General features: G+C 70.2%; 27 protein-coding genes and 1 other RNA gene. 16 read left to right on the top strand and 12 right to left on the bottom strand.

Annotated features, from left to right (window positions below; translation table 11 throughout):
- Positions 1-80 precede the first annotated feature (80 nt).
- Genes recR through C0461_RS07275 form a run of 5 tightly spaced genes read right to left on the bottom strand, consistent with a single transcriptional unit; the run spans position 81 to position 2,599 of the window.
- Positions 81-683, bottom strand: a complete 603-nt coding sequence (recR, locus tag C0461_RS07295) for a recombination mediator RecR (protein WP_292105258.1) — start codon at positions 681-683, stop codon at positions 81-83.
- A gap of 7 nt (positions 684-690) precedes the next feature.
- Positions 691-1,020 carry a YbaB/EbfC family nucleoid-associated protein gene (locus C0461_RS07290; RefSeq protein ID WP_292105256.1) on the bottom strand — a complete coding sequence of 110 codons (330 nt, stop codon included), beginning with the start codon at positions 1,018-1,020 and terminating at the stop codon, positions 691-693.
- A gap of 55 nt (positions 1,021-1,075) precedes the next feature.
- Positions 1,076-1,627 carry a TadE/TadG family type IV pilus assembly protein gene (locus C0461_RS07285; RefSeq protein WP_292105255.1) on the bottom strand — a complete coding sequence of 184 codons (552 nt, stop codon included), beginning with the start codon at positions 1,625-1,627 and terminating at the stop codon, positions 1,076-1,078.
- Positions 1,624-2,169 carry a TadE/TadG family type IV pilus assembly protein gene (locus C0461_RS07280; RefSeq protein ID WP_292105253.1) on the bottom strand — a complete coding sequence of 182 codons (546 nt, stop codon included), beginning with the start codon at positions 2,167-2,169 and terminating at the stop codon, positions 1,624-1,626. Before C0461_RS07280 ends, C0461_RS07285 begins: the two co-directional genes overlap by 4 nt.
- A 19-nt stretch (positions 2,170-2,188) precedes the next feature.
- Complete coding sequence (locus C0461_RS07275) at positions 2,189-2,599, bottom strand: pilus assembly protein N-terminal domain-containing protein (protein ID WP_292105250.1); 411 nt, start codon at positions 2,597-2,599, stop codon at positions 2,189-2,191.
- Positions 2,600-2,885: 286 nt separating this feature from the next.
- Between C0461_RS07275 and C0461_RS07270 the strand changes: the two genes are divergently transcribed.
- From C0461_RS07270 to C0461_RS07230, 9 genes are all read left to right on the top strand, one after another.
- Positions 2,886-3,068: a Flp family type IVb pilin gene (locus tag C0461_RS07270; RefSeq protein ID WP_292105248.1), complete on the top strand. Its 183-nt coding sequence runs from the start codon at positions 2,886-2,888 to the stop codon at positions 3,066-3,068.
- 417 nt (positions 3,069-3,485) lie between these two features.
- Positions 3,486-3,992, top strand: coding sequence for a prepilin peptidase (locus tag C0461_RS07265; RefSeq protein WP_292105246.1), 507 nt, complete (start codon positions 3,486-3,488; stop codon positions 3,990-3,992).
- Between the two features lie 99 nt (positions 3,993-4,091).
- Positions 4,092-5,033 (top strand): Flp pilus assembly protein CpaB, encoded by a 942-nt coding sequence (gene cpaB, locus C0461_RS07260; RefSeq protein ID WP_292105245.1) that lies wholly within the window; start codon positions 4,092-4,094, stop codon positions 5,031-5,033.
- The gene (locus C0461_RS07255) at positions 5,030-6,430 is read left to right on the top strand and encodes a type II and III secretion system protein family protein (RefSeq protein WP_292105244.1); all 1,401 of its coding nucleotides are present in this window, start codon (positions 5,030-5,032) and stop codon (positions 6,428-6,430) included. Before cpaB ends, C0461_RS07255 begins: the two co-directional genes overlap by 4 nt.
- An 8-nt stretch (positions 6,431-6,438) precedes the next feature.
- A complete protein-coding gene (locus tag C0461_RS07250) occupies positions 6,439-7,116 on the top strand; it encodes a CpaD family pilus assembly protein (protein ID WP_292105243.1) in 678 nt (225 codons plus the stop codon).
- Positions 7,117-7,131: 15 nt separating this feature from the next.
- Positions 7,132-8,586 (top strand): AAA family ATPase, encoded by a 1,455-nt coding sequence (locus C0461_RS07245; RefSeq protein WP_292105242.1) that lies wholly within the window; start codon positions 7,132-7,134, stop codon positions 8,584-8,586.
- 154 nt (positions 8,587-8,740) lie between these two features.
- Positions 8,741-10,213: a CpaF family protein gene (locus tag C0461_RS07240; protein WP_292105259.1), complete on the top strand. Its 1,473-nt coding sequence runs from the start codon at positions 8,741-8,743 to the stop codon at positions 10,211-10,213.
- 3 nt (positions 10,214-10,216) lie between these two features.
- Positions 10,217-11,188, top strand: a complete 972-nt coding sequence (locus tag C0461_RS07235) for a type II secretion system F family protein (RefSeq protein ID WP_292105240.1) — start codon at positions 10,217-10,219, stop codon at positions 11,186-11,188.
- 9 nt (positions 11,189-11,197) lie between these two features.
- Positions 11,198-12,166, top strand: coding sequence for a type II secretion system F family protein (locus C0461_RS07230; protein WP_292105239.1), 969 nt, complete (start codon positions 11,198-11,200; stop codon positions 12,164-12,166).
- Between the two features lie 124 nt (positions 12,167-12,290).
- On the opposite strand, the gene C0461_RS07225 is transcribed toward C0461_RS07230, so the two are convergent.
- Positions 12,291-13,070 carry a hypothetical protein gene (locus C0461_RS07225; RefSeq protein WP_292105237.1) on the bottom strand — a complete coding sequence of 260 codons (780 nt, stop codon included), beginning with the start codon at positions 13,068-13,070 and terminating at the stop codon, positions 12,291-12,293.
- An 80-nt stretch (positions 13,071-13,150) separates the two neighbouring features.
- Here C0461_RS07225 and C0461_RS07220 point away from each other — a divergent pair, with 80 nt between their 5' ends.
- Together C0461_RS07220 and C0461_RS07215 are read left to right on the top strand one after the other, a co-directional pair.
- Positions 13,151-14,527, top strand: a complete 1,377-nt coding sequence (locus C0461_RS07220) for a leucyl aminopeptidase family protein (RefSeq protein WP_292105235.1) — start codon at positions 13,151-13,153, stop codon at positions 14,525-14,527.
- A 76-nt stretch (positions 14,528-14,603) separates the two neighbouring features.
- Positions 14,604-15,440 carry an NlpC/P60 family protein gene (locus C0461_RS07215; protein ID WP_292105233.1) on the top strand — a complete coding sequence of 279 codons (837 nt, stop codon included), beginning with the start codon at positions 14,604-14,606 and terminating at the stop codon, positions 15,438-15,440.
- Positions 15,441-15,512: 72 nt separating this feature from the next.
- Here C0461_RS07215 and C0461_RS07210 read toward each other — a convergent pair whose 3' ends face one another.
- On the bottom strand, positions 15,513-16,223 hold the full coding sequence (locus C0461_RS07210; RefSeq protein WP_292105231.1) for a cytochrome c family protein: 711 nt from the start codon (positions 16,221-16,223) through the stop codon (positions 15,513-15,515).
- A 118-nt stretch (positions 16,224-16,341) separates the two neighbouring features.
- Positions 16,342-17,256 (bottom strand): NAD(+) diphosphatase, encoded by a 915-nt coding sequence (nudC, locus tag C0461_RS07205; protein ID WP_292105230.1) that lies wholly within the window; start codon positions 17,254-17,256, stop codon positions 16,342-16,344.
- 79 nt (positions 17,257-17,335) lie between these two features.
- Here nudC and ffs point away from each other — a divergent pair.
- Positions 17,336-17,431: signal recognition particle sRNA small type (gene ffs, locus C0461_RS07200), an RNA gene on the top strand.
- A gap of 170 nt (positions 17,432-17,601) precedes the next feature.
- Positions 17,602-19,500: a DNA polymerase III subunit gamma/tau gene (locus tag C0461_RS07195; protein WP_292105229.1), complete on the top strand. Its 1,899-nt coding sequence runs from the start codon at positions 17,602-17,604 to the stop codon at positions 19,498-19,500.
- Positions 19,501-19,540: 40 nt separating this feature from the next.
- Here the strand turns inward: C0461_RS07195 and C0461_RS07190 are convergent, their stop codons facing one another.
- From C0461_RS07190 to C0461_RS07175, 4 genes are read right to left on the bottom strand one after another with little or no spacing between them, the layout of a single operon-like run.
- Positions 19,541-20,248: a lysophospholipid acyltransferase family protein gene (locus tag C0461_RS07190; RefSeq protein WP_292105227.1), complete on the bottom strand. Its 708-nt coding sequence runs from the start codon at positions 20,246-20,248 to the stop codon at positions 19,541-19,543.
- A 4-nt stretch (positions 20,249-20,252) separates the two neighbouring features.
- Complete coding sequence (locus tag C0461_RS07185) at positions 20,253-20,882, bottom strand: YdcF family protein (protein WP_292105226.1); 630 nt, start codon at positions 20,880-20,882, stop codon at positions 20,253-20,255.
- Positions 20,879-21,793 carry an FtsX-like permease family protein gene (locus C0461_RS07180; protein WP_292105224.1) on the bottom strand — a complete coding sequence of 305 codons (915 nt, stop codon included), beginning with the start codon at positions 21,791-21,793 and terminating at the stop codon, positions 20,879-20,881. Before C0461_RS07180 ends, C0461_RS07185 begins: the two co-directional genes overlap by 4 nt.
- Positions 21,790-22,506 carry an ATP-binding cassette domain-containing protein gene (locus C0461_RS07175; RefSeq protein ID WP_292105222.1) on the bottom strand — a complete coding sequence of 239 codons (717 nt, stop codon included), beginning with the start codon at positions 22,504-22,506 and terminating at the stop codon, positions 21,790-21,792. The genes C0461_RS07180 and C0461_RS07175 overlap by 4 nt, the downstream gene beginning before the upstream one ends.
- A 72-nt stretch (positions 22,507-22,578) precedes the next feature.
- On the opposite strand from C0461_RS07175, the gene C0461_RS07170 reads away from it, so the two are divergent.
- Genes C0461_RS07170 through C0461_RS07160 form a run of 3 tightly spaced genes read left to right on the top strand, consistent with a single transcriptional unit; the run spans position 22,579 to position 24,373 of the window.
- A complete protein-coding gene (locus C0461_RS07170) occupies positions 22,579-23,445 on the top strand; it encodes an MJ0042-type zinc finger domain-containing protein (protein ID WP_292105220.1) in 867 nt (288 codons plus the stop codon).
- Positions 23,438-23,968: a phosphoribosyltransferase family protein gene (locus tag C0461_RS07165; RefSeq protein WP_292105218.1), complete on the top strand. Its 531-nt coding sequence runs from the start codon at positions 23,438-23,440 to the stop codon at positions 23,966-23,968. The genes C0461_RS07170 and C0461_RS07165 overlap by 8 nt, the downstream gene beginning before the upstream one ends.
- A 12-nt stretch (positions 23,969-23,980) precedes the next feature.
- Entirely contained in the window at positions 23,981-24,373 is a 393-nt protein-coding gene (locus C0461_RS07160; protein WP_292105216.1) for a hypothetical protein, read from the top strand.
- The last annotated feature ends 176 nt before the right edge of the window (positions 24,374-24,549 follow it).

Below are 24,549 nucleotides of genomic sequence, written 5' to 3'. Positions count from 1 at the left end.
TCGCCTGAGGCGAGGTTTCGATCAGACGATGGGAGCCCCGCGCCGCCCGGCGCGGGGCTTTTTCGTGCGGCGTCTCCGGGTCAGGCCGGGCGGCGCTGGCGCATGGCTTGGACGATGGTGCCGTCGTCCAGCCAGTCCAGTTCGCCGCCCACGGGCACGCCGCGGGCCAGACTGGTGATCTGGACCTCCGTCCCCGAAAGACGATCAGCCAGATAATGGGCGGTGGTCTGGCCGTCGACAGTGGCGGGCAGGGCGAGGACCACTTCCCTGACCGCGCCTTCGCGGGCCCGGCCGACCAGCTCGCTGATGCGCAACGCTTCGGGCCCCACCCCGTCCAGCGCCGACAGCAGGCCGCCCAGCACATGGTATTTGCCGCGAAAGGCGCCGGACCGCTCCATAGCCCACAGGGCGCCGGCCTCCTCCACCACGCAGATGAGTCCGCCGTCGCGCCCGGGGTCGGCGCAGATGGAGCAGGGATCGCGGGTGTCGGGCGCGGCGCAGACCGAACAGGATCGCACCTTGGCCGCCGTCTCCGCCAGCGACGCCGCCAGCGGCTCAAGCAATTGCTCGCGCCGCTTCAGCAGGGCCAGGGCCGCGCGACGGGCCGAGCGCGGACCCATTCCGGGCAGCTTGGCCAGCAGGCTGATCAGGCGCTCGATCTCGGGTCCGGCGGACGCGGCCATGGGGATGTCAGAACAGTTTTGGCATGCCGGGGATGTTCATGCCCGCCATGGGCCCGGCGGCCTCGCGCATCAACTCGGCGTTGACCGCGTCCAGCTTGCGCTTGGCGTCGGCATGGGCGGCCACGATCAGGTCGGCCAGGATTTCCCCTTCGCCAGGCGCCATCAGGCTGTCGTCGATCCGGACGTGGGTGATCTCGCCGGGGCCCTTGAGGCCCACGGTGACCAGACCGCCGCCCGAGGTGCCCTCGGCCGAGGATTCCGCCATCTTCGCCTGGGCGTCCTGCAGCTTCTGCTGCATGGCCTGGGCCTGTTTCATGAGTTCGTTGAGATCCTTCATGCCGCCTATCTAATGCCGGGCGGCCAAGGATGACAGGGGGCGGCGGCGATTCCCGTCAGCAGTCGGTGCAGGCCACCTGCTCCACCTTGCGCGGGCGCAGATAATAGGTGTGGCTGAACCGGGTCAGGCCCGGCAGAAGTTCGCCGAAGGGGGATTCATAGTCATAGGTGATCTCGGTCATCACCAGGCTTTCGTTCGCGGCGATCAGTCCGTCGGGAATCTCCACTGTGGAGCCGGCGCCCCGGGCGGTCATGCCCTGGGCCCGGGACCAGTCCACGCGCACCTGGCCGTCGGCCCGGCGCGTGAGGGCCGTGACTCGCTGCTCCAGCGGCGTGGACGGGAAGGGGCGCATCATCAGCCGGCCCACCTCGAACACGTCAGCCACATCGGACACGGTGACCGTCTCGTTCTGGGTGACGAGGTCCGCCACGGTGGCGGCGGTGCGGCCCATGCGCTTCTGGGCCATGAAGGCCTGACAGAACTCCGCCAGGCCGAAATAGAACAGCAGGATCACCGGGGCGATCAGCGCGAACTCCACCGCCGATACGCCGCGACGGTCGCCCCGCAGGCGCGTCAGGAAGCCCCTTTCGTCCCGGGCGCGCCTCATGATCCGAACGGCTCGTTGCGGAAGGCGGTGGTCACGTTCAGCACCCTTTGGCCCGCCACGCGCTCCGCGCCCTGGGACACCAGGGGCGTGAAGAGCGGCTGGGGATACCAGGCGCTGATCAGGATGATGTCGCGGGGCCCGCCGATGGCGAACAGCAAACCGCTCTCGGACAGTTCGCCGTTCTCGTCGACGGGATCGGGCGGGGTCTGGCCGGTGAAGCGGGGAATCACACGCACGTCCACCAGCAGGCGATCTGTGCACTGGCTTTCGAACACGCCCATGCGGGCGCAGACTTCCTGCCGGAATTGCGAGACGCTCATGGCCCGTTCGTGCGCCTGGCCGGTGCGCACCAGTCGACCGGTCTGGCTGACCGCGGTCTCCAGGGTCACATCCATGACGAACAGCACGCCCAGTTCAATCAGGGCGAACATCATGAAGAAGAAGGGAGCGGCCACGAAGGCGAACTCAATGGCCGTCGCCCCGCCCTGGTCGCGGCGGAAGCGTCTCAGCCTCAGCAGTCGTGATGGTGATCCCTTCATCATGCTGGCCCCCGATCCGACGTCAGGGGGTCCCGTCAGGCGCGGACGCCGGAGCCGGGGCCTGGCGCTGGCTGGGCGCACAGCCGGCGCCGCAGGACATCTCCGTCGCCGTTCCGCCCCGCCAGACCCGGACATGGCCGGCGGAGGGCGCGGTCACGGTGACTACGGTGTGGTAGAGGGTGCGCCCGATGGCGTCGACGACCACCACTTCGGTGGAACCGTAGCCGCGCCCGGTCACATAAAGGGTCGAGGCGTCCACCATGGTGACGTCGGCCACCGCCGGGTTGGCCACGATGACGGACGACGCCGCGCCGCGCAGCTGGATGCGCTGGGCCCGGTCGATCTCCACGTCGAGCCCGCGGTTCTGGGCCAGGGCGGGGAAGGCGGCGGCTGCCAGAAGGGCCGCGGCGAGGGTCGGGGCGAGCAGACGCATGGGGCGGTCTCATTCGAGAGGGCGCGTGGGCGCGCGTGAGAAGGCCGAAGCATGCGCGCGAACCCTCAACAAATCCTGAAGCTCCGTCGCCACGCCACGACATGGTTAAGAGATGTTTACGGTAAATACTCGCTAACTATAGAAATCACCCGAAGTGAGTTTCCATTTTACTTGGTATTAACACGACCCGGTCCAATCTCGTTTGCGTAGAACGGGGGTCAGGCGGGCAAATCCGGCGGCCCTGAACGGGAACAGTTGCTCGCTAGAATTCGAGAGGAAGATTTACATGAAGACGTTCATCAACAAGTTCGCCAAGGACGAGTCCGGCGCCACGGCCATCGAATACGGTCTGATCGCCGCCCTCATCGCCGTGGTCATCATCGGCGCCCTGCAGTTGCTGGGCGGCAACATGAGCACCGCCTTCAACTCGGTCGCTAACGCTGTTGGCGGCGGTGGCGGCGAAGGCTAAACGCCCCAGCGAACCACCAGTAATGCGAGGGGCCGCGGCGGAAACGCCGCGGCCCTTTCGTCTGGGCCCTTCGGATTTCAGACTCCGGCGGCGAAAAAAACAGGGTCTGAATTGTCTGAATTGTCCGAAATCCCTCCCTGGTGACGGTGAGACGGGCCGACTGAAAAACAGTGCAATGGAGTCTCACTTGAAAGGCGCCTCCCTGAATGCGTTCGACCATGAGGCCATCATAAGGGCGCCCGGGACAGGGGGGCGCATAATGGGCCTTCCAGGGCGCCACTCTCTTGTCCGACAAGGCGCCGGCCTTGAAGAATGGGGGATTCCCGGCCCTGTCCGACGGCCTGGATTTCCATCCGGTCGACCAGTCGCCATGAGCATGAAAACGGGTTCTTAAGCGGTGCTTGTCCTGATGGCGGAATGGACATTCTGACCTGGGCCCTGCTCGCCATACTGCCGGTCATCGCCGTTCTGGCGGGCGTGCGCGACCTGACCACCATGACCATTCCCAACTGGATGTCCCTGGTCCTGATCGCCGCCTTCATCCCGGCCGCCCTGCTGGCGGGCCTGGGCTGGGAGGCCCTGCTGTTTCACCTGGGCATCGGCGTCGTCGCCCTCATCATCGGGGTCGGCCTGTTCGCCCTGGGGGTCATCGGCGGCGGCGACGCCAAGCTGATGGCGGCCCTCAGCCTGTGGATGGGGCCGGACGGGGTGCTGATCTTCGCCCTGTGGACAGCGGTGGTCGGCGGCCTGTTCAGCGTCGGTCTGCTGATGGCCCGGAATCAGTTCGCCGCCCTGGCGCCGGCCGCCCCGGCCTGGGTGGGACGTCTGCTGGAGCCGAAGGGCGACATTCCCTACGGCGTGGCCATCGCCGCCGGCGCCCTTCTGGCTTGGCCGTCCAGCGCCATGATGATCGCCGCCTTCTGAATCCGTCGCTTAGGGACGCGTTAACCCGCGCCCTGCATGTTCGTTAACGGCAAGGGGGTCGGATTCCGATTCCGCCTGGCTTCTTCGGAGACGGACAGGATGAAACCCGCCCGCATTGCAGTCATCGGCATCGCCGCCGTCGCCGCCATCGCCCTTGCGCTGGTGGTGCGCGCCATGGGCAATTCCGGTGGCGAGCCCACCGCCACCGCCACCGCCTCCGCGGCCGTGGAGACGCCCCGCATGGCCCGGGTTCTGGTCGCCGCTCGCGACGTTCCGGTCGGCAAGCGGCTGGATGCCGGCGACATGGAGTGGAAGGAGTGGCCCATCGACGGGCTGAATCCGGCCTATGTCACCGACGGCTCCGTTGCCTTGCCCGCCGCCGCTCCGCCCGCCGAGGGCGAGGCCGAAGCCGCCCCCGCCCTCGAGAATCAGGTCGAAGGGGCCGCCGCCACTGTGACCCGCGCTGTGAACGCCATCGCCGGGACCGGCGCCCAGTCCGATTTTGTCGGCGCCGTGGTGCGCGAGAGCTTTGTGGCCGGCGAGCCCATCGTGGCCCGCAAGATCGTGCGCTCGGGCGACAGCGGCTTCCTGGCCGCCTATCTGGAGCCGGGCATGCGCGCCATGGCCATCCGCGTCTCGGTGGAGACCGCCGCCGGCGGCTTCATCCTGCCGGGCGACCGGGTCGACGTGATCATGACCCGCGAACTTCGCAACAACAATCAGGAGGGCGGGTCCGCCCAGCGGCACACCACCACGACCGTCATGCAGAACGTCAAGGTGCTGGCCGTCGACCAGACGACCCAGGCGAGTGATGAGGCCCAGTCCGTGGTGGGGGCGACCGCCACCCTGGAGGTGTCGCCGGGCGACGCCGAGATCCTCTCCCTGGCCCGGGCCGAAGGCGACCTGTCCCTGGTGCTGCGCTCATACGCCGACGCGGCCGGACCTTCGGGACGCACCGGCCGCATGGCCTCCGGAAACGGCGACACCCGGGTCGTGCGCATCCATCGCGGCGACCAGGTCGAAACGGTGGTGCTCCAATGAGAACGTCCCTGGCCCTGATTTCGGCGGTCGCCCTGGCCCTGGCGCCGCTGTCGGCCGCGCCGGCCGCCGCCCAGTCCAGCGTCCGCGTCGCCGTGGGTGGAGAAACCCAGTCCCTGAACCTGCCCCGGGGACGCTCGGCCTCGGTGGATCTGCCCGTCGACGCCCGGGACGTCATCGTCTCCAACCCGGCGGTCGCCGAAGCCATGCTGCATTCGCCGCGCCGCATCACGGTGGTGGGCATCGCGCCGGGCGAGACCGATGCGGTCTTCCTGGACGCTTCGGGCCGCGCCATCCTGAACCTCTCCATACGGGTGGACGCCGGGGTCGGCGCCCTGTCGGACACCCTGGCCCGCCTCCTGCCCGGCGCGAGCATCCGCGCCGAGGCGGTGAACGAAAGCATCATCCTGACCGGCACGGCCTCCACCCCGGCCGAGGCCGATCGTGCGGCCCAGATCGCCCGCCAGTTCGTCAGCGACCCTGACCGGGTCCTCAACATGATCGGCGTGACCGGGGCTGATCAGGTGACCCTGCGCGCCCGCGTCGTCGAGGTGCAGCGCAGCGCCGTCAAGCAGCTGGGACTGGACATGAACGCCCTGGTGGCCAGCGCCGGGGACACCTTCCGTTTCGAGCAGACGGCCACCTTCGGGGTGGGCGGTTCGATCCTGGGCGGCGGCGGTCTCACCTACGAGGACACGGGGCCGGAAAGCATCACCGCCACCCTGCGCGCCTTCGAACGGGTGGGGCTGGTGCGCACCCTGGCCGAGCCGAACCTGACCTCCATCAACGGCGAGAACGCCAGCTTCCTGGCCGGCGGCGAGTTCCCGGTGCCGGTGGGGCGCGACCAGCAGGGCAACATCCTGACCGAGTACAAGCCCTACGGCGTGGCGCTGTCGTTCCGCCCGGTGGTTCTGTCGGGCGGCCGCATCTCGCTGCAGATCTCCACCGAGGTGTCCGAGCTGACCAGCCAGGGCGCCCTGACCCTGGGGGCGGGGACGCCGAACGCCATCACCCTGCCGGGCCTCAACGTCCGCCGCGCCCAGACGACGGTCGAGATGCCCTCGGGCGGGGCCATGATGATCGCGGGCCTGCTGCAGGAATCCACCCGCCAGAACATCGACTCCCTGCCGGGCGTGACCAATCTGCCGGTTCTCGGCGCCCTGTTCCGGTCTCGCGACTATCTGATGGGCGAGACCGAGCTGGTCATCATCATCGAGCCGTTCATCGTCTCGCCCACAGGCCGTGACGCCCTGCAGACGCCGGCCGACGGCCTGCAGATCGCCGGCGACGCCCAGACCATCTTCTTCGGCCAGCTGAACCGGGCCTATGGAACGCCCGCCCCGTCTCCCGCCTCGCCGTCCAACGGCTGGCAGGGACCGGTCGGCTATGTGATCGAATAGGAGAGGCCATGACCCCCGCGCGACCCCTCATCCTGATCGCCGCCCTGGCCTCCTGCGCCGCTCTGGCGGCCTGCGCCGGCGGCGCCGGTTCGTTCACGCCCGTCCCCGTCACCCCGACGGCCCGCTGGGCCCTGCAGGTGGAGGAAGGCCTGGACCGCATCGCCCTGGCGGTTCATCCGACCGGTCTTTCGACCAACCAGCGCGCCGCCCTGTCGGCCTTGGCCGGGCGTTTCGCCCACGCCGGCGGAGACCTGATTGTGGTGCAGGCCCCCGCCGGGAGCGATCCCGTCGCGGGCGAGGCCGCCTGGAATACCCGCGCCGCCCTTCAGGAGATGGGCGTGCCCGGCGAACGCATCCGGATGGAGAGCTATTACGCGCCGGATCCCCGGGCGCCGATCCTGGCCGGGTTCACGACGGTGCGCGCGCACGTGCCGCGCTGCGACGCCGGGCGGGAAAGGCTGTCGCGCACCGGTTCGAACCTGTCGCCGTCCAATTTCGGCTGCGCCGTCAACGCCAATCTGGCGGCCCAGATCGCTGATCCGCGCGACATCGCCGCGCCGCGCGCCATGACGCCGGCCGACGCCGGCCGCCGCGCGGTGGTGTTCGAGAACTACCGGGCGGGCGAACCCACCTCTGCGCCCCAGGAAGAGCTGGTGCGCAGCCGGGTCTCGCAGGCCGTGGACTAGGAGCGGGCATCACAGATGAATAACGCCTTCGCGCCACAGCCCTATGATGAGTTCGAGGATGACCTCGACCTCGATCTCGGCCCGCCGCCCGGACCGGGGGCGACGCCTGACACGGACCGGCAGCCGCTGCAGTTCACCGCCTCCGGGGGACTGGATCCGGCGCCCGAGCCCGCGTCCCAGCTTCCGGCCGCGCCCTTCAATCCGGTGGGTGAACTGGTGGCCGGCGCCGCCAGCGCCCTGACCCCCGTCGGCCAGGCCGTCGACGTCTCGATCCCGCGCATCGCCATCCACATTTTCGCCGAGCGTCAGGACACCCTCGCCGCCGCCGAGCGCGCAGGTCAGGACCGTCGTCTGTCGCGGACCACCACCCAGGTTCGGCTGGGCGGCGTCGCCGCGGCCGTCGAGACCTACGGCCATGAACCGACCCCGCCCCTGATCGTGGTGGAGTGTCTGTCCGGCGCGCAGGACCTGCTGAACGAGATCGATCACCTGGCCCAGGTCTGCGATCAGGGCACCAAGGTGGTGGTGATCGGCCCCACCAACGACATCCTGCTGTATCGCGAGCTGATCCGGCGCGGCGTGAGCGAATATCTGGTGGCCCCGATCCAGCCCCTGCAGCTGATTGCGGCCATCGGCGGGCTGTTCAACGATCCGGCCCAGCCCTTCGTGGGCCGGACCATCGCCTTCGTCGGCGCGCGGGGCGGGGCCGGCGCCTCGGCCGTGGCCCACAACACCGCCTACGCCATGTCCGAGAGGATCGGCGCCAATACGGTGATCGTCGACTATGACCTGCCGTTCGGCACGGCAGGCCTGGACTTCAACCAGGATCCGCTGAACGGCGTGGCCGACGCCCTGGGCCAGCCCGAGCGGCTGGACCAGACCCTGCTGGACCGCATGATGGTGCGCTGCACCGACCGGCTCAGCCTGTTCGCCGCGCCCGCCACCCTGGACGGGGACTGGGACATCGCGCCCGAGGCCTTTGAGGAAGTCACCACCCGCATTCGCCAGACCGCGCCGTTCGTGGTGCTGGACCTGCCCCATCTCTGGTCGGGCTGGATGCGCCGCACCCTGATCGCGGCCGATGAGGTGGTCGTGGTGGCCACGCCGGATCTGGCGTCCCTGCGCAACGCCAAGAACATGATGGATCTGGTCCGCCAGGGCCGGCCCAATGACGCGCCGCCCCGGCTGGTGCTGAATCAGGTGGGCGTGCCGGGCCGTCCCGAGATTCCGGCCAAGGACTTCGGCGCGGCGCTGGGCGTTCACCCCAGCCTGATCATTCCGTTCGAGCCCAAGGTGTTCGGCGCGGCGGGCAACAACGGCCAGATGATCCTGGAGGCGGCCGCCAGGTCCAAATCCGCCGAGGCCTTCCAGACCCTGGCCCAGATCGTGTCGCGCCGCGAGATCGCGGCCCTGCCGTCCGCCAGAAAACCGGGCGGCAAGTCGCTGTTCGGCAAGCTGTTCAAGCGCTAGGGAGGCAGAGGGCCGCATCGTGTTCGGCAAGCGCACAGCATCGGCCGGCCAGACCCTGGCGCCCTCGCGCCCGGCGCAGCCCGCGCCCGCGCCGTCGGAGGCCGAGGCCTTCGCGCCTGGCGCCGACCCCGCCCGGACACCCGGCCAGGGCCGCATGGCCCAGCCCTATGTCTCGCCGCCTCTGGACGATGTTCAACCGGACCGGCTGGAGGCGCTGGCCCCCAAACCCCAGGAGAGCCGCGCGGCGGCCCCATCGGGCGGCGCGCCGCGGCCCGCCGGCGCCGGACCGCGCGCCACCGCCGGCTTCGAGCAGCTGAAAAAGGCCCAGGCGGTCGCCGAGATCGTCAGCGAGCAGTCCGACTATTATCACGCCACGAAGACCACCATCTTCAACGCGTTGATGAACACCATCGACCTGGCCCAGCTGGCCCAGCTGGACACCAAGGCCGCGTCGGAGGAGATCCGGGACATCGTCGCCGAGCTGGTGGCGATCAAGAACGTCTCCATGTCGGTGGCCGAGCAGGAGCACCTGGTCCAGGACATCGTCAATGACGTGCTGGGCTATGGCCCGCTGGAGCCGCTGCTGGCCCGTGACGACATCGCCGACATCATGGTCAACGGCGCGAGCCGGGTGTTCATCGAGGTGGGCGGCAAGGTCCAGCTGACCAACGTCCGCTTCCGCGACAACACCCAACTGATGAACATCTGCCAGCGGATCGTGTCCCAGGTGGGCCGGCGAGTGGATGAAAGCTCGCCCATCTGCGACGCCCGCCTGCCGGACGGTTCGCGCGTCAATGTCATCGCCCCGCCGCTGGCCATCGACGGCCCGACCCTGACGATCCGGAAGTTCAAGAAAGACAAGCTGACGATGAAGAACCTGGTGGAGTACGCCTCCATCAGTCCCGAGGGCGCGCGCGTTCTCGGCGTCATCGGCGCGTCGCGGTGCAATCTGGTGATCTCGGGCGGCACCGGCTCGGGCAAGACCACCCTGCTGAACACCCTGACCGCCTTCATCGACCCCACCGAGCGGGTCGTGACCTGCGAGGACGCGGCCGAGCTGCAGCTGCAGCAGCCTCACGTGGTCCGCCTCGAAACCCGGCCCCCCAACCTTGAGGGTCAGGGCCAGATCACCATGCGCGATCTGGTCAAGAACTGCCTGCGCATGCGTCCCGAGCGGATCATCGTCGGCGAGGTGCGCGGCCCGGAAGCCTTTGACCTGTTGCAGGCCATGAACACCGGCCACGACGGGTCGATGGGCACGCTGCACGCCAACAGCCCGCGCGAGGCCATCAGCCGGATGGAGTCCATGATCACCATGGGCGGCTACGGCCTGCCGTCCAAGACCATCCGCGAGATGATCGTCGGCTCGGTGGACGTGATCATCCAGGCCGCGCGCCTGCGCGACGGCTCGCGCCGCATCACCCACATCACCGAGGTGGTCGGGCTGGAAGGCGACGTGATCGTGACCCAGGACCTGTTCGTCTACGAGATCACCGGCGAGGACGAGAACGGCCGCGTGATCGGGCGTCACCGCTCCACCGGCATCGCCCGTCCCCGGTTCTGGGACCGCGCCCGCTATTACGGGCTGGAGCGCGAACTGGCCGAAGCCCTGGATGCGGCGGAATAGGCCATGCTGGAGCTCACCGCCGCCGTTCTCGCCTTCGTGGTCATCGCCAGCCTCGGCTGGGTCTTCGTCGGCGGGGATGATTCCTCGGGCCGGGCCGTCAAGCGCGCCCAGGCGTTCGGCAATCCCAAAAAGGCCCAGGCCGCCGCGCGCGCCGCCGCCAATACGCCGGAACAGCGCCGCAAGCAGATCATGGATCAGCTCAAGGAATCCGACCGCAAGGAGCGCAAGGCCCGTGTGACCATGGCGGCCAAGCTGCGTCAGGCCGGTCTGTCCATGAAGATGCGCACCTTCATCATCTTCAGCGTCATGTCCGGTCTCGCGTCCGGCCTGATCGCCCTGGTGCTGGGTCTCAATCCCCTGCTGACCATCGGGGTGGCCCTGATCACCGGCGTGGGGCTGCCCCGCTGGGTCGTGGGCTTCCTGGGCAAGCGCCGCATGAAGAAGTTCTCGGGCGAATTCGCCAACGCCGTGGATGTGATCGTGCGCGGCATCAAGTCGGGCCTGCCGGTTCACGACTGCTTCAAGATCATCGCCCGCGAAAGCCCGGCGCCGCTGGGTCCCGAGTTCCAGCGGCTGGTGGAGGGTCTGGGCGTGGGCCTGACCCTGTCGCAGGCGCTGGACCGCATGTACGAGCGCATGCCGACGCCGGAGCTGCGCTTCTTCTCCATCGTCATCGCCATTCAGCAGAAGACCGGCGGCAATCTGGCCGAAGCCCTTGGCAACCTGTCCACGGTGCTGCGCGCCCGCCGCATGATGGGCGAGAAGATCAAGGCCATGTCGTCCGAGGCCGTGGCCTCGGCCGGTATCATCGGCTCGCTGCCTCCGGCGGTCATGATGATCGTGATGATCACCACCCCCGCGTACATGATCCTGCTGTTCACCGATCCGCGCGGCCAGATCATGCTGCTGATCTCGGCCATGTGGATGTCCATGGGGATCTTCGTGATGAAGCGCATGATCTCGTTCAAGTTCTAGGGGCGGCGGATGGACCTGATCGCCTTCTTCACGGACATGCAGAACCTGCTCTCGATCGGGGTGGGAGTGCTGGTCTTCGCCACCCTGGTCACCGTGCTGGGCTCCATGGCCCAGGGCGCCCAGCTGGAGGGCCGCATGAAGGCCGTCGCCGTGCGGCGCGAGGAGCTGCGTCGCCGCTCGAGAGAGGCCATTGTCCGCAACGCCCAGGGCGGGTTGCGCCACACCGACGACGGCTTCAAGAAGCGGGTGGTGGAGCGGCTGAACCTCTCCAAGCTGCTGGAAGACCCCAAGGTGGCCGACAAGATGGCCCAGGCGGGCTTCCGCGGTCCCCGCCCCCTGACCACCTTCTACTTCTTCCGCTTCGCCACCCCGTTCGTGTTCCTGTCCGTGGCGATCTTCTATTTCTACGTCCTCGGGGTGATGGACCTGCCGTCCATGTCGCGCCTGGCCCTGACGGTGATGGCCGCGGGCATCGGTTTCTATGCGCCGAACCTGTACCTCGAGAACCGCATCGCCAAGCGCCGGACCTCGATCATGCAGGCGTTTCCCGACGCCCTCGACCTGATGCTGATCTGCGTGGAATCCGGCATGTCCGTGGACGCCGCCATCGCCAAGGTCAGCCAGGAGATCGGCGGCCGCTCCATCGAACTGGCCGAGGAAATGTCCCTGCTGTCGGCCGAGCTCAGCTATCTGCCGGAGCGGCGCATGGCCTATGAAGGCATGTCCCGGCGCACCAACCATCCGGGTGTGAAGGCCGTCATGACCTCCATGATCCAGTCCGAACAGTACGGCACGCCTCTCGGCACCGCCCTGCGCGTCATGGCCAAGGAGAACCGCGACCTGCGCCTGTCGGCGGCCGAGAAGAAGGCCGCTTCCCTGCCGGCCAAGCTGACCGTGCCGATGATCCTGTTCTTCCTGCCCGTGCTGTTCATCGTCATCCTGGGCCCGGCGATCATCAAGATCCAGGACAGCATGTAAGGCGCTGCGTCCGCCTCGCGGCGGCCCGCAGCTTCTTTCTTGCCCTATGCTCGCGTCGCGGACGCTCGCGGCTTGAGGGCGTTCTTCGCCCCAGCCTCAAGCCTTAAAGCCCAAAACCGTCTGCTCAGCGTCCCGACAGGGACTCCCAGGTGCGGTCGCGGGTGGGGCGGGCGGATTCGTTGTTCAGCCAGTTCAGGTTGCGGTCCGCCTGCTCGGGCGGCAGGTCGCGGCGCAGGATCTGCTCCGCTTCGGCCCGGTTTCCGTTCAGCCCGAGCACCAGGGCCAGGTTCTGGCGCATCTGAAGGCTCGCGCCCGGCTGGGCTACGGCGCGTCGCAACAGCGGCTCGGCTCCAGCGGAGTCGCCGCCGGCGACCATGGCCATGGCCATGTTGGACAGGACAGTCGGATTGTCCGGCGAGAGGCGGAGGGCGGCCGCCCAGGCGGCCTGGGCGTCGGCGGGGCGCCGCACCTGTTGATAGGCCACGCCCAGCAGCGACAGGGGCCGCCAGTCGTTCGGCGCCGTATCGCGCGCCTGCTCCAGCGCCGCGACGCCGTAGAAGGCCTGACCGCGGGCGATATGGGCGCGCCCGATCTCCAGCATGGCCTCAACATTGCCCGGCTGGGTCATGAGCACAGCCTGGGCCGCTTCGGCGGCGCGGTCATGACGTCCCAGTTCGCGCAGGGCCTGGGCCAGACGCACCCCCGCGACCGGATCATTCGGGTTGACCTCCACCTCGCGGCCCCAGAACACCGAACGCGCCAGAGGGTCCGCCCGGTCGTAGGCGGCGCGCTGCTCTGCGGTGGCGGCGGCCGGCGCCGTGGAAGCAGCCGTCTGCTGCGCCAGGGCCGGGGCGGCCGAAGCCAGAAGGAGGGCGGTTGCGGCGAAGGTCAGCTTGCGCGACATGGGTTCGGTCCGAACGGTTTCCTGCATGCCCGAGTCTGGCCCGTTCGCGTCAATCCTTGGTTAATCCGTGAAAGACCGCCATGCCCGACGCCGTCATCCCCTCCGCCGAAGGACACGCCGTTCCGATCCGCCTCGTCGCCGAGGGGGCCGGGATCACGGACGGCCGCGTCGCCGCCTGGGCCAGGGCCAACGGGTTCAAGGGCGCGCGCGGCGAACTGCTGGCGGTTCCGGGCGACGACGGGAGCGTTCAGACGATCCTGTGGGGGGCGGGCGAGGCCTTCGATCCCATGACCGCCCGCGCCCTGGCCCCGCGCCTGCCCGCCGGGGACTACGCCTTCGAGGGGATGCAGGGCGGCGACGCGGCGCTCGCGGCGCTGGCCTTCGCCCTGGGGGCCTACCGCTTCGACCGTTACAAACCTCGCAAGGACAATGGCGCGGCCCGTCTGGTCGCGCCGGACGGCGCTGATCTGGACGACCTGACCCGCATCGCCGCCGCCGCCGCCCTGGCCCGCGAGATGGTGGACACGCCCGCCGCCGACATGGGGCCGCTGCAGATCGAGACCATCGCGCGCGAGATCGCCGAGGAATCCGGCGCCGCGATCACCGTCACCACCGGCGACGCCCTGCTGGAGGCGAACTATCCGGCCGTTCACGCCGTGGGCCGTGCCGCCACGGCGCTGCGGGCGCCGCGCCTGATCGAGATCGGCTGGAATCTGGACAAGACGGACCTGCCGCTGGTGGCGCTGGTGGGCAAGGGGGTGGTGTTCGATACGGGCGGGCTGGATATCAAGCCCGCCGCCGGCATGCGCAACATGAAGAAGGACATGGGCGGCTCGGCCCACGCCCTGGCGCTGGGACGGCTGGTGATGCAGGCGGGCCTGAAGGTGCGGCTGGTGGTGCTGGTGGCGGCGGTGGAGAACGCCATCTCCGCCGACGCCTTCCGGCCCGGCGACATCCTGTCCACCCGCGCCGGTCTGACGGTGGAGGTGGGAAACACCGACGCCGAGGGCCGTCTGGTCCTGGCCGACGCCCTGGCCCGGGCCGGGGAGCATCAGCCGGACCTGACCCTGGATTTCGCCACCCTGACCGGGGCCGCCCGCATCGCCCTGGGCCCCGAACTGCCGCCGGTCTATACCGATGACGAACCCCTCGCCGCCGACCTGCTGGAGGCCGCGTGCCGCGTGCGGGATCCCTTGTGGCGCATGCCCTTGTGGCCCGGCTACCGCGACAGCCTGAACAGCGAGATGGCCGATTTGCGCAACGATTCCGCCGCCTGGGCCCAGGCCGGATCGGTAACCGCCGCCCTGTTCCTGCAACGCTTCGCGCCGAAGACCGGGGTGTGGGCGCATCTGGATATCTTCGCTTGGAATCCGCGGGCGCGGCCGGGACATCCTGAAGGCGGCGAAGCCCAGGCCCTGCGCGCCTGTTTCGCCATGCTGCGCTCACGTTATGCCTGACAGTAACCAACGATATTAACCGCCCCTTCGGCATCGCGGTGTAGGGATGAAGCTCCCGATCCATGGACCGCGATCCTTGTCCCTGCCCTTAGCCCATGATCCGCGCGTGACCCTGGCCCGGCCCGACCTGGCCGACCAGGCGCTTGAGGGCGTGCTTGAGGCGGGGCGATACCGGGCGGTCGCCCCCATGCAGTGCCTCCTGCCGGCGACGCCGGTGCGCCACCGGGCCGATGAGGCCGCGCTTCTGGTTGACCAACTGGCCTTCGGGGAAGTTTTCGATGTGCTGGAGATCTCGGGCGGCTGGGCGTGGGGCCGTTCCAGGCGAGACGGGGTCGTGGGCCATGTGGCCGTCGAGGCCTTGTCCGAAGAGGTGGTCGAGCCCACCCACCGGGTCGCCTCGGTCCATGCTCCGGTCTTCGATGCGCCCGTCTTCGATGCTCCAGGGGATGCGGCCCGGGCCGCGCTGAACCTGAACGCCCTGGTGACGGTTCTGGAGACGAAGGGCGCGTTCGCCCGTCTCGCCCGCCTGGGCTGGATCTCCGTGGCCGATCTGGCCGATTTCCACGCCTTTGATGCAGAACCCGCCGCCGTGGCCGAGCGCTTCGTGGGCGCGCCGTTCCAGGCCGGGGGACGGGACAGAACCGGGCTGGATGCGCCCGCCCTGGTGCAACAGGCGCTGTACGCCTGCGGATTGGGCTGCCCCCGCGCGGCGGACCAGCAGCAGACCCTTGGCCGCCCTGCGGATATGGACGCCCTGATGCGGGGCGACTTGATTTTCTGGCCGGATCATGTGGCCATGATGCTGGACGGCGAACGGCTGATCCACGTTGATCCCGACAGGGGCGTGGCGGTGGAGGCGCTCTCCGACGCCATGGCCCACCGCGATCCTCCCAGCGCCTGCCGCCGCCTCTAGGGGCGGCCCCCGGCGCGCACAAAAAAGGCCCGGACCTTGCGGGCCGGGCCTTTGATTTCCTGAAAACCGACGTCAGTTCTGCGGAGAACTGGTCGCCGCGGGCTGGGCCGGGCTGGTGGCCTCCTCGTCCGGCTGGGCGGCGACGCCCTCGTCCGGGGTCTGGTCCAGCCCTTCGCCCTCGACGGCCTCGCCTTCGGCCGGGGTCTCTTCCTCGGCGCCGGGCTGGCGCGAGGGATCCGGCGCGGGGATGGCGTAGCCGCCCGAGCCCTGCGAGCGCAGGTAGGCGATCAGGGCCACCCGCTCCTCGGTGTTTCGGATGCCGGCGAAGGACATCTTGGTGCCGCGCACGTGGCGGGACGGGGCGGTGATGAACTGGTCCAGCTCATCGTAGGTCCAGGTGGGGTTCTGGGCCGCGTGCTCGCGCAGGGCGGGCGAATAGTCGAAGCCCGCGCTGTGCAGCATCGGGCCGCCGACCACGCCATAAAGGTTCGGGCCGATGCCGTCGGCCCCGCCCTGATTGATGGTGTGGCAGGCCACGCAACGGGCGAAGGCGCGCTCACCGACCGTCATGTCGGCCACAGGCAGAACCGTGCCCCAGTCCGGCGGCAATTCCACTTCAGCGGCGCCGCCTGCGGCTTCCTCGGGCGCGTCGATGAAATAGCCCATCTTCTCGGGCGGTTTGCCGGAGTAGATGAAGCCTGACACCTGGTTCACGCCCAGGATGACGAGGACTGTCGCCAGACCGGCGCCGAAAATCTTGTTCCACTTCAGATCGCCGCTCATGCGCGTGGTCGAGTCCCGTGTAGAGGGCCGAATTCCGGCCAAGGTCATGGTTTGCGGCTGTCTTACACGGCCCGGCGGGGTTCGCAACCGCCTGAAAGGCGTCCCGGCGTCGCAGGGGTCAGTCTTCGGCGTCGACCCAGGCCTGCAGCAGGGTGCGGGCGATGGCGATGGGCGGCGGGGGCAGAACCTCGGCATGGGTTCCGGCAAGCACGGCGCGGGCCTCCTCACGGGTCAGCCAGGTCACCGCCTCCAGCTCTGTCTGGTCCGGCGCGGCACGGTCATGGCTGACGTCGCAGATCAGGCCGATCATCAGCTGGGACGGGAAGGGCCAGGGCTGGCTGGAATGATAGCGTACGGCGGTGACCTCGAGGCCCGCCTCTTCCTCCACCTCGCGGGCGCAGGCCTCCTCGATGCTTTCGCCCGGCTCCAGGAACCCGGCCAGGGCCGACATGCGCCCGGCGGGCCAGGAGGCCTGACGCCCCAGCAGGCAGCGCCCCTGATGCGTCGGCAGCATGATCACCACCGGGTCCACCCGCGGAAAATGTTCGGCCCGGCAGGCCGGGCAGGCCCGCCGCCAGCCGCCGCCGGAATCCCGGGTCTCGGTCCCGCAGGCGGCGCAGAAGCCGTGCCGCCGGCGCCAGTCGAACAGGGACTTGGCCGCCCCCGCCATGGCCGCCTCGTGACCCGGCAGCAGGGCGGCGGCCGCCCGCATCTCGTGAAAGGCGCCCAGACCCATGACCGGCCCCGCCGCCGGATCGGCAGCGCCCTCGAACTCCACCGCGAACACCGGCGCGTCCTTCCACAGGCCCAGGAAGGCGCGCCGGTCGCGGGTCAGGTCCATGGCGTGGGGCATGGACAGCCAGGCCAGACGCGGGCCCTCGGCGTGTTCCTCGATCAGGGGCCGGCCCTCCCACAGGGCAAGGGCCAGGGCGTGGGGGTTCTCCTCCTGTTCGGCGATCCAGTCGGGATCGTTGCGCCGGTCGCTGACGCGCTCCAGCGGGTTGCCGGAAAAGGTATTCTGGAGAAAGGCCATCGCCGCCTATCTAGGCCCGACCGGCCGACGCCGGAAGGCCCCGCTTGATCAATCGGCGTTTAGACGCCATATCCCTTCACGGAGATCGGTGCGGGCGGAGGCTTCGCCAACCTGGTCAGGGCCGGAAGGCAGCAGCCACAACGAATTCACCTTCGGGTCGTGTCGGTCTCCACCTTCATATTTTTGGCCCTATCGCTCGCCGCGCGGCGGCTCGCTGCTTGAGGGCGCGATTTTCGCCCTGACGCGCGGCCCGCGGGGCCTTGCTGCTTGAGGGCGTTTTCGGAAACTGTTGGAAATCGCGCCTTGCGGCTTCGCAGCGGCGGAGTCGGCGCGCTATGACAGGGCATGAGCGATACGGACCTGAAATCGGACGGGCCTCCCTGGGAGGACGACGCCCTCGAAGGCGGCGAGGCTGACTCCGAAGCCCAGGAGCGGGACCCCAACACCGAGGACATGTTTGGAGCCCCGGCCGAAGCCGCTCCGGAAGCGCCAGTTGAAACGCCCGTCGAAGCGACTGTGAAAGCGCCGGCCCCGGCCCCGGCCCCGGCCCCGGCTGCGCCCGCCGCGCCGCCGTCGGATGTCGCCTACACTGTGCTGGCCCGCAAATACCGGCCGCTCACCTTCGAGGACCTGATCGGTCAGGAGGCGATGGTGCGCACCCTGACCAACGCCTTTTCCAGCGGCCGCATCGCCCACGCCTTCATGCTGACCGGGGTGCGCGGGGTGGGCAAGACCACCACGGCCCGCCTGCTGGCCCGGGCGCTGAACAACGAATCCGACACCATCGACCGCCCCTCCCTGGCCCTGACGGCCAATGGCCGCCACGACGCGGCCATCATGGAAGGCCGGCACATGGACGTCATGGAGATGGACGCCGCCAGCCACACCGGCGTGGGCGACATCCGCGACATCCTGGACAGCGTCCGCTACGGCCCGGTCGAGGCGCGCTACAAGGTCTATGTGCTGGACGAGGTGCACATGCTCTCGACCCAGGCCTTCAACGCCCTGCTGAAGACCCTGGAGGAGCCGCCGCCCCACGCGAAATTCGTCTTCGCCACCACCGAGATCCGCAAGGTGCCGGTGACGATCCTGTCGCGCTGCCAGCGCTTCGACCTGCGCCGCGTCGAGCCCGAGATCCTGTCCGGGCACCTGGCGAAGGTGGCGGACAAGGAGGGCATGAAGATCGACAGCGAGGCCCTGGCCCTGATCGCCCGGGCCGCCGAGGGCTCGGTGCGCGACGGCCTGTCCCTGCTGGATCAGGCTCTGGTCCAGGCCGAGGGCGGCCAGATGGTCAAGGCCGAGGTGGTGCGCGACATGCTGGGGCTGGCCGACCGCACCCAGACCATCGCCCTGTTCGAAAGCCTGATGGGCGGCCGCACCCCCGAGGCTCTGGAGATGTTCCGCCAGCTCTATGGCTTCGGCGCCGATCCGACCCAGGTGGTCAACGATCTGCTGGAGCACTGCCACGCGGCCTCGGTCTCCAAGATGCTCGGCCCGGCCGCCACCCGCCTGCCCAATGATCAGGCCCAGAGGCTGGCGGCGCTGGGCGCCTCCATCTCGGCGGGATCCCTGTCCCGGGTCTGGTCCATGCTGTTGAAGGCCCATGAAGAGGTGCGCCGCGCCCCCAATCCCGCCGATGCGGTGGAGATGGCCATCGTCCGTCTCGCCTACGCCGCCGACCTGCCGGGCCCGGAAGAGGCGCTGAAGAAGCTGCAGTCCGGCGAACCCGTGGGCGGCGGCTCCGGCGCGTCGGCGCCGCGGGGCGGCGGCGGCGGCGGCGGGGCCAGCGCCCAGATCGCAGCGCGGCCAACCGCACAGGCCGAAACCCTTCCCGACCCCCAGACCTTCGACCAGACCGTGGCCCTGATCGGCGAGAAGCGCGACATCGGCCTGCAGATGGACGTGCAGCGCTATGTGCGCCTGATCGCCTTCAAGCCCGGCGCCATCACCTTCGAGCCTGTTCCCGGCGCGCCTCACGATCTGGCCCGGCGGCTGGCCTCGCGGCTCAAGGACTGGACCGGCCGCACCTGGCTGATCGCCGCCAACGGCCAAGGCGGGGGCGAGACCCTGATCGAGCGCGACCGTCGCGAGAAGGATGTGGCGCGTCAGGCGATTTTGGACGATCCCTTCGTGCGGGCGGTGATGCAGACCTTCCCGGGCGCCGAACTGGGCGAGGTCCGCACCCTGGCGCCCGCCGCGCCTGAAACGCCGGAAATTCCCGACGAGGCCCCGGACGAGGACTGAGGGCGCGACGCCCGGGGGCTGACGGCTGCGGCCTGGGTGTTCAGTCCCGCAGCAGAGCGCGCGAGGCCGCCTCGATGTCGGATTCCAGCCTCGCCATGAACTCGGCGCGCTTCAGGCCAGCTGGCAGGGGGGGGAGGAAGGCGAAGGTGACCACGCCGGGGCGGTAGATGAAGCCCTTCGCCGGCCAGCAGCGCCCGGAATCCGTGGCCATCAGGTGGCACGGGGCGTCCAGGTCGCGGTAGATGGCCGCCACCCCGGGCTTGTAGTCGCCGGGCTGACCGGGAAGCGTCCGGGTGCCCTCGGGAAAGATCAGGATCTGGCGCCCTTCGGTCAGGCGCACCCGGGTCTGGCGCACCATGTCCTTCAGGGCCTTCGAATGGGCCGCCCGGTCCACGGCGATCATCTTCGTCTTCCACGCGAACCAGCCGAAGAAGGGCAGGGGCGTCAGCTCCTTCTTCAGCACGAAACAGGGGTCGTCCAGGAAGGTGAAGGGGGCCACGATGTCCAGCATGCCCTGGTGCTTGCCGGCCAGCAGGGCGGCGCCTGCGGGCCGGTGCTCAAGCCCCGTCACCACAACCTTGACGCCCGCCAGCCAGCGCAGGCCGAACAGCACCGTGTGGGCCCACAGCCGGATGACCGCCATGGCGTAGCGGTGCGGCAGCAGCAGCGCCGGAGAGAGGCCTACGGCGAACAGCGGCATGGACAGCCAGAGCCACAGGTTGAACAGAATGGACCGCAGGATGATCAAGGCTTCAGGCCGTTTCCGGCTCGCCCCGGGAGGTGTCCCCGGCGCGGCCCCTGCCGGTCAGGCCCAGCACCGTCTCGCGGGCCAGCACCACCAGGTACTTGTTGTACTCCAGAGCCATGCGCCGCGCGTCGGCGGGCGAGCGCCACCAGTTGTCGCTGTCCAGCGAAGGGGTGCGCACGGCATGGGCCGTCAGCGCGACGTCAGGGGCCATGCCCCGGATCTCCAGCAGGCTGCGCGGCATGTGGTAGTCCGAGGTCACCACGATCAGGCTGTCGAAGCCCTTGGCGCGGGCCCAGGCGGCGATCTCCTGGGCGTTGCCCATGGTGTTCTCGGCGTCGAAACCCAGATCCACGCAGCAGTCGAACAGGCGGCTTGAGCCCGGCGTCAGGGCCCGCAACTCCTCGCGCCGCACCTCGCGATTGACGCCCGAGACCAGCAGGCGCCGGGCCTTGCCCTGATCCAGCAGGCGCACCGCCGTATTGACCCGTGCGGCCGACGGGCCGGTCAGCGCCACGATGCCGTCGGCGGGCGCCGGCTCCGGCGCGGGCGTGATCGACCGCACCCGGTCCGCGAAGGCGAACAGGCCCACGCCCCACAGCAGAACGGCGATGACGATGGCCGCCAGTAATCTCATTCCACGCTCCCTGCCCCGGAAGAAACGTTGCTGCTTGCCGTGTTGCGGGCCCTGTTGTCCAGAGCCCGTCTCGCGGCCAGCCAGGCGGCTGCAAGGGCGACCGTAGCGGCAAGCAAAGGCGAAAGCGAGAGGATCACAAGGTCGCTCCAGACCAGGGGCAGGGCGGGACTCAGACCCCCCTCGCCACCGGCCAGACGCACCACGGCCAGCAGCGCCGCCGCCGCCGCGCCGCCGCCGGCCCCGGCGATGGCCGCCAGCCGGCCGAAGCGCTTCTGGAACTGCCAGGCGATCTGGCCGTGCCCGGCGCCCGACAGGCTGAGGATCTCGATCTCGCGCCGCCGCGCCGCGATGCCCGCCCGGGTGGCATAGGTGATGGCCGCCCCCGCCGCCGTCGCCGTCAGGGCGAAGGCCGCCAGCGCCAGGGTGGTCAGGGTCAGGGCCGAGCGCTCGATCTCGCCGCGCCAGAGGGAGTGATCGTCCACCGAGGCGTCCAGCCCCGCCTCCGCCAGGGCCTCGCCCAGCGCCTGGGCCGAGGCCGGGGCCTCGGGCGACAGGCGTACCGTCACCAGATGGGGCAGCGGCAGGTCCTCCAGCGCCGCCTCGCCCATCCAGGGCCGCAGCAGGGCCTCGGCCGCCTCGCGGCCCAGGGCCTGGGCCTCCTCCACCCCGTCCACGCCCGCCAGGGTCTCGGCGGCGCGGGCTGCGGCGGCGTCGCCGGTCTCGTCGGCCCGGGGCCGCACCTGCACCGTCGCCTCGGCCCGCAGCCGCGCGCTCCAGCCGTGCGCCGCCCGGTCGGCCGCCAGGGCCCCGACGGCCATCAGACAGGCGATGAAGCACAGCACGCCGATCACCGCGCCCAGCCACGCCTCCCCGCCGGGGTCGCGCGGCAGCAGGCTCCCGGCCCGGCTCATGCGGCCCCTCCGTGGATGCGGCCGTTCTCCAGATGCAGCACGTCGGCCCCCGAGCGTTCGGCCAGGGCGGTGTCATGACTGGCGATCAGCACTGTGGCGCCCATGCGGTTCAGCCCCTGGAACAGCTTCAGCAGCCGTGCGCCCATGGCCGCGTCCACATTGCCCGTCGGCTCGTCGGCCAGAATCAGGTCCGGCTTGCCGATCACCGCCCGGGCGATGGCCAGCCGCTGTTTCTCGCCGCCCGACAGGGTCTCCGGCAGGGCGTCCATGCGGCCGCCCAGCCCGACCCAGCGCAGCATCTCCTCAACGTCCGGGCCATAGTCCCCGGCGCGGCGCCCGGCCAGCCGCAAGGGCAGGGCCGCGTTGTCGAAGACGCTGAGGTGATCCATCAGGCGGAAGTCCTGGAACACCACCCCGATGCGGCGGCGCAAGGCGGTCACATCGCGGTTGCGCAGGCCCCCGGTCTCCTCCCCGAACAGGCTCAGCCGCCCCCGGCCGGGCGCCGCCGTCAGGTGCAGCAGACGCAGCAGCGACGACTTGCCCGCGCCCGACGGGCCGGTAAGGAAGTGGAAAGAGCCGCGGGGCAATAAGAGGTCCACGTCCCGGAGCACGCGGGGCCCTTTGGCGTAGCCGAAATCCACGCCCTGAAGCCGGGCGGTCTCGGTGAAAGCGGACGGGGCGCTGGTCGTGGCGCGGCGGGACGTGAACGGCATGAAGTTACTGACGGATTTCGGATCGCGCGAGCGGTCCTGTGGGAGGGGGCGGCGCGCCTCGCATTCGCGGCCATGATACTGACCTGTCCCGAGTGCGCCACCAGCTATTTCGTGCCTGACGACAGTCTGGGGCCGAACGGGCGGCGCGTGCGCTGTCAGTCGTGCGCCCATACCTGGCGCGCGACCCCCCATGACGAGCCGCTGGAGCTGACCGCCAAGGCCGCAGAGCCGGCGGCGTTCGGCAAGCGGGATGATCTGGCCCCCGACTCCCTGGCCGAGGCGCCGGCGCCGGAGCTGCCGAAGGCGTTCCGGGCGCGGGCCGAGCAGCAGCGGCGCATGCGCCGGGCCGCCGCCGTGGGGGGTGTCTGGGCCGGACTGGCCTGCCTGTTCGTGGGCCTGCTGGGCGCGGCCTGGCTGTTCCGGGTGCAGGTGGTGGAGATGTACCCGCGCACCGCCGCCGCCTACGCCGCCGTGGGGGCCCCGGTGAACCCGGTGGGGCTGGAGTTCGCCTCGGTGCGCGCCCGGCCCGCCCCCAACGACCACGGCAAGGTGCTGGTCTCCGGCGCCCTGAGGAATGTCCGCAACCGGGCGGTGACCCCGCCGGTGGTGCGCATCGCCCTGCTGGACGCCGAGGGCCGCGAGATCGGCCATCAGATGCTGACCGTGCCCGGCCCGGCCATCGCGCCCGGCGCGGTGCTGGGCTTCGCCACCCTGGCGCCGGATCCCCAGGCCCGGGTGGCCGACATCGGCGTGGCCTTCGACCTGAGCGCCCGGCCCGAGCCGGTTCCGGCCCCCGTTCCCCCGCCCAGCGCCTCGGTGCAGTTCCGGCCCGAGCCGATCCTGCGCGGGGCCATCGGGCTGGAGCGCCCGGAGGAGGCCATCGCGGCCGAACCCCTCGACAGCCCGGGTGACGAGGCGCTATCCGCCTCGCATGGCTGACCCCGCAACGCCCGCCGTCCTGCTGCCCGAAGCCCAGGTGGCCGCCCATGTGGCGGACCTGGCCGCGCGCATCGCCCCCCTCATCGACGACGAGACCATCGCCGTGTGCCTGCTGACCGGCGGGCTGTGGTTCGCCGCCGACCTGACCCGGGCCCTGGCCCGGCGGGGGCGGCATGTGCGCTTCGACGCCCTGTGGCTGGCCTCCTACGGGGACGGCCAGGCCAGCAGGGGCCAGGTGGAGGTGCGCGCCCCCTGCCAGCGCTCGCTGGAGGGCGCCAAGGTGTTGATCCTGGACGACGTTTTCGACACGGGCCTGTCCCTGGCCGAGGCGGTTCGCATCACCCGTGAGGCGGGCGCCGCCGAGGTGCTGACCTGCGTCTTCGCCCGCAAGCCCTGGCCCGAGCCGCGCGCCCTGACCCCCGACTTCGTGGGGTGGGAGGCGCCCAGCCGATACCTTGTGGGCTATGGGCTGGACGCGGGCGGACGCCTGCGCGGCCTGCCCGACATCTGCGCCCTGGACTGAGGAGCCCGCCCCATGTTTCGCCCCCTGCGCCGCCTGATCGCCCCCGTCGCCGCGCCGTTCGCGGCGCTGGCCCTGCTGGCCGCCTGCGGCCAGGCGGACGAGCCGGTCCCGCCCCCCGCAGCCCCGGCGCCGACGCCCGCGGCGGGCGCGCCCGCCCCCGAGCCGACCCCGCCGGCCTCGCCGCCCACGCCGGGGCTGCTGCCCGGGGGCGAGGTGGGCAGCTGCGCCGAGGAGCGGGGACAGGCCGCCGCCCAGGCCCTGGCGGACCAGTGCCGTCAGGTCAGCCCGGCCACCCGCCCGCCCTGCAACCCGGCCAACCCCTGCGCCATGATCCAGGCCGAGATCGACCGCAGCTGCGCCCTGTGGGAGGACGAAGACAACGTCCCCGCCGAGTGCGCCGCCTGAGGTCGGATTTCAGACTCCGGACCCGAAAAAACAGAGTCCGAATTGTCCGAAATCGGTCTGAAACCGGCCCTGCACAAGGGCTGGATTTCGGACTCCGGCGTCCGGAGAAACGGGGTCTGAATCGTATCAAGAGTATCAAACCGGCCGGATCCGCCCGTCGCCCCGGCCGGGGCGGA

Source organism: Brevundimonas sp. (assembly GCF_013823285.1).
Classification (GTDB): Bacteria; Pseudomonadota; Alphaproteobacteria; order Caulobacterales; family Caulobacteraceae; genus Brevundimonas.
The sequence above is the reverse complement of the archived record's forward strand: the minus strand, read 5'-3'. Positions and strand labels throughout refer to the sequence as shown.

What these genes read in the sequence shown, in the direction of transcription:
- recR (WP_292105258.1), bottom strand. Translation starts at nt 683, where the DNA reads ATGGCCGCGTCCGCCGGACCCGAGATCGAGCGCCTGATCAGCCTGCTG.
- C0461_RS07290 (WP_292105256.1), bottom strand. Translation starts at nt 1,020, where the DNA reads ATGAAGGATCTCAACGAACTCATGAAACAGGCCCAGGCCATGCAGCAG.
- C0461_RS07285 (WP_292105255.1), bottom strand. Translation starts at nt 1,627, where the DNA reads ATGAGGCGCGCCCGGGACGAAAGGGGCTTCCTGACGCGCCTGCGGGGC.
- C0461_RS07280 (WP_292105253.1), bottom strand. Translation starts at nt 2,169, where the DNA reads ATGATGAAGGGATCACCATCACGACTGCTGAGGCTGAGACGCTTCCGC.
- C0461_RS07275 (WP_292105250.1), bottom strand. Translation starts at nt 2,599, where the DNA reads ATGCGTCTGCTCGCCCCGACCCTCGCCGCGGCCCTTCTGGCAGCCGCC.
- C0461_RS07270 (WP_292105248.1), top strand. Translation starts at nt 2,886, where the DNA reads ATGAAGACGTTCATCAACAAGTTCGCCAAGGACGAGTCCGGCGCCACG.
- C0461_RS07265 (WP_292105246.1), top strand. Translation starts at nt 3,486, where the DNA reads ATGGACATTCTGACCTGGGCCCTGCTCGCCATACTGCCGGTCATCGCC.
- cpaB (WP_292105245.1), top strand. Translation starts at nt 4,092, where the DNA reads ATGAAACCCGCCCGCATTGCAGTCATCGGCATCGCCGCCGTCGCCGCC.
- C0461_RS07255 (WP_292105244.1), top strand. Translation starts at nt 5,030, where the DNA reads ATGAGAACGTCCCTGGCCCTGATTTCGGCGGTCGCCCTGGCCCTGGCG.
- C0461_RS07250 (WP_292105243.1), top strand. Translation starts at nt 6,439, where the DNA reads ATGACCCCCGCGCGACCCCTCATCCTGATCGCCGCCCTGGCCTCCTGC.
- C0461_RS07245 (WP_292105242.1), top strand. Translation starts at nt 7,132, where the DNA reads ATGAATAACGCCTTCGCGCCACAGCCCTATGATGAGTTCGAGGATGAC.
- C0461_RS07240 (WP_292105259.1), top strand. Translation starts at nt 8,741, where the DNA reads ATGGCCCAGCCCTATGTCTCGCCGCCTCTGGACGATGTTCAACCGGAC.
- C0461_RS07235 (WP_292105240.1), top strand. Translation starts at nt 10,217, where the DNA reads ATGCTGGAGCTCACCGCCGCCGTTCTCGCCTTCGTGGTCATCGCCAGC.
- C0461_RS07230 (WP_292105239.1), top strand. Translation starts at nt 11,198, where the DNA reads ATGGACCTGATCGCCTTCTTCACGGACATGCAGAACCTGCTCTCGATC.
- C0461_RS07225 (WP_292105237.1), bottom strand. Translation starts at nt 13,070, where the DNA reads ATGTCGCGCAAGCTGACCTTCGCCGCAACCGCCCTCCTTCTGGCTTCG.
- C0461_RS07220 (WP_292105235.1), top strand. Translation starts at nt 13,151, where the DNA reads ATGCCCGACGCCGTCATCCCCTCCGCCGAAGGACACGCCGTTCCGATC.
- C0461_RS07210 (WP_292105231.1), bottom strand. Translation starts at nt 16,223, where the DNA reads ATGAGCGGCGATCTGAAGTGGAACAAGATTTTCGGCGCCGGTCTGGCG.
- nudC (WP_292105230.1), bottom strand. Translation starts at nt 17,256, where the DNA reads ATGGCCTTTCTCCAGAATACCTTTTCCGGCAACCCGCTGGAGCGCGTC.
- C0461_RS07195 (WP_292105229.1), top strand. Translation starts at nt 17,602, where the DNA reads ATGAGCGATACGGACCTGAAATCGGACGGGCCTCCCTGGGAGGACGAC.
- C0461_RS07185 (WP_292105226.1), bottom strand. Translation starts at nt 20,882, where the DNA reads ATGAGATTACTGGCGGCCATCGTCATCGCCGTTCTGCTGTGGGGCGTG.
- C0461_RS07180 (WP_292105224.1), bottom strand. Translation starts at nt 21,793, where the DNA reads ATGAGCCGGGCCGGGAGCCTGCTGCCGCGCGACCCCGGCGGGGAGGCG.
- C0461_RS07175 (WP_292105222.1), bottom strand. Translation starts at nt 22,506, where the DNA reads ATGCCGTTCACGTCCCGCCGCGCCACGACCAGCGCCCCGTCCGCTTTC.
- C0461_RS07170 (WP_292105220.1), top strand. Translation starts at nt 22,579, where the DNA reads ATGATACTGACCTGTCCCGAGTGCGCCACCAGCTATTTCGTGCCTGAC.
- C0461_RS07165 (WP_292105218.1), top strand. Translation starts at nt 23,438, where the DNA reads ATGGCTGACCCCGCAACGCCCGCCGTCCTGCTGCCCGAAGCCCAGGTG.
- C0461_RS07160 (WP_292105216.1), top strand. Translation starts at nt 23,981, where the DNA reads ATGTTTCGCCCCCTGCGCCGCCTGATCGCCCCCGTCGCCGCGCCGTTC.